At 67.4% G+C, this 6,842-nt stretch carries 6 protein-coding genes; 4 read left to right on the top strand and 2 right to left on the bottom strand.

What is annotated here, in order from left to right; all coding sequences use genetic code 11:
- The first annotated feature begins 51 nt into the window (after positions 1–51).
- Positions 52–1,418 (top strand): IS3 family transposase gene (locus tag ABDW59_RS24445; protein ID WP_343634068.1). Its coding sequence is split into 2 segments (ribosomal slippage): positions 52–532 and positions 532–1,418, totalling 1,368 coding nucleotides; the frame shifts between segments, so codons are not numbered across the junction.
- Between the two features lie 70 nt (positions 1,419–1,488).
- On the opposite strand, the gene efp is transcribed toward ABDW59_RS24445, so the two are convergent.
- Both efp and earP read right to left on the bottom strand, forming a co-directional pair.
- Positions 1,489–2,043 carry an elongation factor P gene (gene efp / locus ABDW59_RS24450; RefSeq protein WP_343634069.1) on the bottom strand — a complete coding sequence of 185 codons (555 nt, stop codon included), beginning with the start codon at positions 2,041–2,043 and terminating at the stop codon, positions 1,489–1,491.
- A 152-nt stretch (positions 2,044–2,195) separates the two neighbouring features.
- Complete coding sequence (gene earP / locus ABDW59_RS24455) at positions 2,196–3,323, bottom strand: elongation factor P maturation arginine rhamnosyltransferase EarP (protein WP_343634071.1); 1,128 nt, start codon at positions 3,321–3,323, stop codon at positions 2,196–2,198.
- Between the two features lie 182 nt (positions 3,324–3,505).
- On the opposite strand from earP, the gene uvrC reads away from it, so the two are divergent.
- From uvrC to pgsA, 3 genes are read left to right on the top strand one after another with little or no spacing between them, the layout of a single operon-like run.
- A complete protein-coding gene (uvrC, locus tag ABDW59_RS24460; protein ID WP_343634077.1) occupies positions 3,506–5,428 on the top strand; it encodes an excinuclease ABC subunit UvrC in 1,923 nt (640 codons plus the stop codon).
- A 54-nt stretch (positions 5,429–5,482) separates the two neighbouring features.
- On the top strand, positions 5,483–6,013 hold the full coding sequence (locus ABDW59_RS24465; RefSeq protein WP_343634073.1) for a hypothetical protein: 531 nt from the start codon (positions 5,483–5,485) through the stop codon (positions 6,011–6,013).
- 60 nt (positions 6,014–6,073) lie between these two features.
- The gene (pgsA, locus tag ABDW59_RS24470; RefSeq protein WP_343634075.1) at positions 6,074–6,640 is read left to right on the top strand and encodes a CDP-diacylglycerol--glycerol-3-phosphate 3-phosphatidyltransferase; all 567 of its coding nucleotides are present in this window, start codon (positions 6,074–6,076) and stop codon (positions 6,638–6,640) included.
- Positions 6,641–6,842: the final 202 nt, after the last annotated feature.

The raw sequence follows: 6,842 nt of genomic DNA on the forward strand, positions 1-6,842 counted from the left end.
TGAACTGCACCCCAAAGGTTGGACGCCAATCCAACCGATGGGGTGTTTTTCATGGCGAAGCACAGTGAGAGCTTCAAGCTCGAGGTTGTTCAGAGGTACTTGGCAGGGCCGCTGGGCAAGAAGGCGCTGGCCAAGCTATACGGGATAGGCCCCACCAGCATTGAGGCCTGGGTTGGGCGCTATCGGGCGCATGGTCCGCAGGGGCTGCGACGGAAGTGGGCGGACTACTACAGCGCAGAGTTCAAGTTGAACGTGCTGCGCCAAGCCAAGCGCCGGGAGTTGTCCAACTCGCAAGCGGCCACGCTCTTCGAGCTTCGTGGCGGTGGAGGTGTCGTGGCCAAGTGGCGACGCCAGTACGATGAGGGCGGCGCGCAAGCGCTCCACCCCAAACCGCGAGGCCGCCCTCCCATGAAGCTCCCCAAGCCGAAGGCCGCACCGGCCGCACCCGCGAAGGCGGATGACCAGCGCACGCTGGAAGAGTTGCGCGAGGAGAACGAGCTCCTGCGTACGGAGGTGGCCTACTTAAAAAAACTCGATGCCTTGGTTCAAGCCAGACCGCCGGCAGCGCCCAAAGGGCGCAAGCCGTCCTCGAGCTGAGGCCGCATCACCCGTTGCGCATGCTGCTGCAGGTGGCGGACCTGTCGCGCAGCACCTTCTATTACCAGGTCAAGGTGCTCGAAGCAGGCGACAAGCATGCGGGCCTGAAGGCCCGAATCCATGACGTGTACGAGCGTCACAAGGGCCGCTACGGCTATCGGCGCATCACGGCCGAGCTGGGACGCAGCGGCGAGGCGGTGAACCACAAGACGGTGCAGCGCCTGATGCAGGGTCTGGGGCTGAAGTCGCTGGTGCGGCCCAAGAGGTATCGCTCCTATCGGGGCGAGCTGGCCACGACGCCCAACCTGCTCAACCGCGAGTTCTCCGCCGCAAGGCCCAACGAGAAATGGGTGACCGATGTGACCGAGTTCAACGTGCGCGGCGAGAAGCTGTACCTGTCGCCGGTGATGGACCTCTTCAACGGAGAGATCGTGGCCTACGAGATGAACGAGCGGCCGCTCTTCCCGCTGGTGGGCAACATGCTCAAGAAAGCGCTGTCGCGGCTCACAGGCCAGCAAGCGCCAATGCTTCACTCGGACCAGGGGTGGCAGTACCAGATGGCGGCGTATCGACGGCGGCTGACCGAGCGAGGCCTGACGCAGAGCATGTCCCGCAAGGGCAATTGCCTGGACAACGCCGCGATGGAGAGCTTCTTCGGAACGCTGAAATCGGAGTTCTTCCGGCTCAACAAGTTCGACAGCGTCGAGCAGCTACGACAGGGGCTGCGTCGCTACATTCACTACTACAACCACCACCGTCTCAAGCTCAAGCTAAAAGGCCTGAGCCCGGTGGAGTACCGAGCCCAGGCCCTGGGCGCCTAGCTTCCAACTGTCCAACTTCTTGGGGTCAGTTCACGAGGGTCGCTTTTTCATAGGGGTCGGAGCGTGAGGCTCAGACGCGCTTGCGGTACTCGTGGGTGCGCGTGTCGATTTCGATGTTGTCGCCTTGGGCCACGAAGATGGGCACGGGGATCTCGAAACCGGTGGCGATCTTGGCGGGCTTCAGGACCTTGCCCGAGGTGTCGCCCTTGACGGCCGGCTCGGTCCAGGTGACTTCGCGCACGACGCTGGTCGGCATTTCCACCGAGATGGCCTTGCCGTCATAGAACACCACTTCGACTTCCATGCTGTCTTGCAGGTAGTTGATGGCGTCACCCATGTTCTCGGCTTCCACCTCGAACTGGTTGTACTCGGTGTCCATGAACACGTACATCGGATCGGCGAAGTACGTGTAGGTGCACTCCTTCTTCTCCAGGATGATCTGGTCCATCTTGTCGTCGGCCTTGAAGACGACTTCGGTGCCCGAGTTGTTCAGCAGGCTCTTCAGCTTCATGCGCACGGTCGCGGCATTGCGGCCGCCGCGGCTGTATTCGGTCTTCAGCACGACCATGGGGTCCTTGCCGTGCATGATCACGTTGCCGGCGCGAATTTCTTGAGCGATCTTCATGATGATTCCGGGAGATTGGGTCCGGGCACAGTCACATGGATGCTTGGAGATCCGAACTGTTCCGGCGGTGTGAGGCGTTCCGTGGCGAGACCCGTGGACCGCGCTGCGGCCGCTCGAGCATCGCGTGTTCTGAACGCGAAAAGCCGCGCATTCTAGCTCGAAAGACCCGTCTCCCGCCAGGCAAAGGCCCTGAGCGTGGTGACGAGGTCCGGCTGAGCGCCCAATCCGGCACGCCAGGCACGGGTCTGGACCAAGGCGGCGGTTCGTTCGCGCAGCGCCGCCGCGCAGGCGGGCGTCCAGGGCGCGAGGCCGTTCCAGGCGCACGACAAGGCCCGCCAATCGGCCGCCCATGCGGGATCCGCGCCCTCCAGCGACGCGTCGAGGAAGGCATCCAGCTTGGGGCCGTGCGCGCCGTCGTCCTGGAAATAGATCTGCCAGAGCATGGGCCGCCCCGCCCACTGCCCGCGCACGAAAGAGTCCTCGCCCCGGACCAGGTTCAGGTCGCAGGACCAGAGCAGGCGGTCGTAGTCGTCCTGCGTCAGATGGGGCAGGGCGATGGCGCGCTGACCGACGCGCAGGAGCCGCGGCACGGCCGCTTGCGGCGCACCGGGACAGAGCAGCAGCAGCCATCCGGGGCCGAGTGCGTCCAGCAGCTCGGGCAGCGGCGCCTGCGGATAGGCGAAGAGGCTCAGCACGCGCTCGCCGGCGACGGGTGCCCAGCCGCGCGCGGCGAGCCAAGCGGCGCCGTCGTGCGCGTCGGCGGCGTCGATCAGGCCTGGCTCGCGCAGCAGGCCGCCGGTGCGCTCGTTGAAACCGGGATAGAAGAACCACTTGGTCATCCCCGCGCCCGGTCCCGAGAACTGCGGCGACTTCAGACCGTGGCTGCGCTCGACGTAGTCCTCGGCGCTGAGGTACTCCAGATTGATCCAGGTCGGATGCGGACCGCGCGCAGCCATCGCCGCGATGAAGCGCGGCGGCAGCTCGCAGCCGAAGGTCTCGACGACGACGTCGCCTGGCGAGGCGCGCTCGCTGTCGGCCCAGGGCAGGCAGCGCAGGCCCTCGACCGGCGCCGGCTGCATCCAGGCGAGCGGGGCGAGGTCGTCGCACCAGAGCCGCACCTCGTCGCCGCGATGCGCCAGATCGCGCGCCAGGCGCAGGCTCACGCCGATGTCGCCGTAGTTGTCGATGACGCGGCAGAACAGGTCCCAGCGCAGCGGGTGCGCGTGGTTCCTGGCAGGAGTCGGGGAAGCGGAGGAGGTTTCGGCGGTCGCGTCGGGCATCGCGGAATTATCCGGCGGCACAATCTCGCCCCATGAGCACGATCCCTCCCGGCGCCAGCGAAGTGCCGGACCCCACGCCCGCCGAATCCCTGGTCCCGAATGCGCCCGACGCGACCGACGCGACCGACGCACCGGATGCGCCCGACGCCATCGAGGCGGCCGAGTCGCGTCGCGTCGCCGACATGGAGCGCGCCGCGCGCGAGGCCCGCGAGCGCGTGCTCGCCGAGGTCCTGGCGCTGCCGGCGCTGCCCGGCGTCTATCGCTACTTCGACGCCCAGGACCATGTGCTGTACGTCGGCAAGGCCAAGAACCTCAAGCGCCGTGTCGCGAGCTATTTCCAGAAGGACCACGGCGGCACGCGCATCGGCATGATGGTCGCGCGCATCGCGCGGCTGGAGACCACGGTGGTGCGCACCGAGGCCGAGGCGCTGCTGCTCGAGAACAACCTGATCAAGGCGCTCAACCCGCGGTTCAACATCCTGTTCCGCGACGACAAGAGCTACCCCTATCTGCGCCTGAGCGGCCATGCCTGGCCGCGCATCAGCTACTACCGCGGCGCGGTCGACAAGCGCCATCGCTACTTCGGTCCGTTCCCCAGCGCCTGGGCGGTGAAGGAGTCCATCCAGCTCATCCAGAAGGTCTTCCAACTGCGCACCTGCGAGGACACCGTCTTCAACAACCGCAGCCGCCCCTGCCTGCTGCATCAGATCCACCGCTGCACCGGGCCCTGCGTGCCCGAGGGCCAGACCGAAAACTACCGCCGCAACGTCAGCAACGCCGAGCGCTTCCTGCTGGGCGAGACCCAGGAGGTCATGGACGCGCTGCAGGCGTCGATGATGGCGCACGCCGAGCGCTTCGAGTACGAGCAGGCGGCGGGCGTGCGCAACCAGATCACCGCGCTGTCCAAGGTCCTGCAGCAGCAGGCCGTGGACGAGAACAGCGCCACCGGCCGCGATCGCGACGTCGACATCCTGGCGGTCAAGCTGCAGGGCGGGCGTGCCTGCGTCAACCTGGCGATGGTGCGGGGCGGCCGGCATCTGGGCGACCGCGCCTACTTTCCCAAGCATGTGGACGACGCGACCGCGATCCGTCTGCTGGACGACGAGGACGATCTGCCCGCCGGCGAGCAGGCCGCGCCGCCCAGCGCGGAGCGTCAGGTGCTGGAGGCCTTCATCGCGCAGCACTATCTGGAGCTGGCGGTGCCCTCGCTGCTGGTGCTGTCGGATGCGGTCGATCCGGCCTTGGCCGAGGCGCTCAGCGCGCAGGCCGGCTTCCGCGTGACGACGCAGGCTCAGCCGCGCGGCCAGCGCCGCATCTGGCAGGAGATGTGCGTCAAGGGCGCCGAGCTGGCGCTGGCGCGGCTGCTGTCGGAAGAGGGCTCGCAGCAGGCGCGCACGCGGGCGCTGGTCGAGGCCTTGGACCTCAGCGGCGCGGAGCTCGACAAGTTCCGCATCGAGTGCTTCGACATCAGCCACACGGCGGGCGAGGCGACGCAGGCGTCCTGCGTGGTCTTCGAGGGTCATCAGATGCAGAGCAGCCAGTACCGGCGCTTCAACATCGAGGGCATCACCGGCGGCGACGACTACGCGGCGATGCGGCAGGTGCTGACACGCCGTTACAGCAAGCTGGCGGAAGCCGCCCAGAATGGCACGGCCCGCATGCCGGACCTGGTGTTGGTGGACGGCGGCAAGGGGCAGGTGTCGATGGCGCGCGAGGTCTTCGAGGAGCTCGGCCTGGATCTGTCGCTGATCGTCGGCGTGGAGAAGGGCGAGGGCCGCAAGGTCGGTCTCGAGGAGCTGGTCTTCGCCGACGGGCGCGAGAAGGTCTATCTGGGCAAGGATTCCGCCGCGCTGATGCTGGTGGCGCAGATCCGCGACGAGGCGCACCGCTTCGCCATCACCGGCATGCGCGCCAAGCGGGCGTCCATTCGCACCGGCGGCTCGCGGCTGGAGGACGTGCCCGGCGTCGGTCCGAAGAAGCGCGCGCAGCTGCTGCAGCGCTTCGGCGGCGTGCGCGGCGTCGCGGGTGCGAGCGTCGACGAGTTGTGCAGCGTGAAGGGCATTTCGCGCGAGCTGGCCGAGGAAATCTATCGCGCGCTGCATTGAGCGGGCCGCGGTGGAAGACGAATGATGAAGAGCGTTGGGATCGGAATGCGGGACATGAAGTCGACGAATCGGGGCGCGCGAGCGCTGAGTTGGATCATGCGGGCCGGGCTGGTGCTGGCGTTGGCGGGCTGCGGCACGCCGACGCAGCGGCCGCTGGATCGTTCGCCGATGACCGAGGCGCCGCGCGTCGAGCAGCCGGCGCCGGTCGTCGAAACGCGGCTGCCCGCGCGCGGTCTGCCGCTGGCGCCGCCGCATGCGGTCGTGACGCACGAGGATCTGCGTCGACAAGCCGCCGAGCGCATGGTCGCCGCCGATCCCAACGGCACCTACATGGGCGAGGTGCCGGCGGTGCTGCTGGCCATCCCGGTGCTGGAGGTCGAGCTCAACCGCGACGGCAGCGTCAAGAGCATCCGCGTGCTGCGCCGTCCCAGCCAGGCCGAGGACACCATCGATCTGGCGATCGCGGCGGTGCGCAAGGCCGCCCCTTACGGCGATCTGAGCCGCCTGCCCAAGCCCTGGAAGTTCGCCGAGGTCTTCCTCTTCGACGACGATCGCCGCTTCAAGCCGCGCACCCTGGACGATTGAGCTCCCGAGGCTTGAGCGCGGCGCCCCTTCCAGGGGCGCTCCTCGGGCACAATGCCGCCCATGTTCTGGACGCTGCCAACCTTGTTGACCTGGGCCCGCATCGTGGCCATCCCGCTGATCGTCGGGGTGTTCCACCTGAAGATGGCGCCCGCCCATCAGAACCTGCTGGCCACGGTCCTGTTCATCACGGTGGCCCTGACCGATTGGGCGGACGGCTATCTGGCGCGCAAGCTGAACCAGACCTCCTCGTTCGGCGCCTTCCTCGATCCGGTGGCGGACAAGTTCCTGGTCTGCGCCGCGCTGCTGGTGCTGCTGGAGCAGCACCGCGTCGACGCGCTGGTGGCGCTGGTCATCGTGGGGCGCGAGATCGCCATCTCCGCGCTGCGCGAGTGGATGGCGCAGATCGGCGCCTCGCGCTCCGTCGCGGTGCACATGCTGGGCAAGCTCAAGACGACGGTGCAGATGGTGGCCATTCCCTTCCTGCTCTACGACGGTCGGATCTTCGGCTTCCTCGACACCGCGCTGTGGGGCACTTGGCTGATCTATCTGGCCGCGGTGCTGACCATCTGGTCGATGGTCTATTACCTGCAGAAGGCACTGCCGGAAATCCGCGCCAAGGTGCGCTGATTCGGCGCCGCGCGGTCCCCTTGGGCGACTGGCGGGCGCGCCTCCGATATCGGGACTTTTACCTGATCGGTCCGCGCGGGCAATGCGTCTAGAATCCGCTTCCCGCGCCGCTCCGGGCGGTCATCGAGACGCAGGCGATGCGCATGCGTCCCGGCCTCGGACGACGCGACCGGATCGGTGTCCGGCGATGTCCTTTCGCTGA

Source organism: Roseateles sp. (assembly GCF_039595295.1).
Lineage (GTDB): Bacteria > Pseudomonadota > Gammaproteobacteria > Burkholderiales > Burkholderiaceae_C > Roseateles.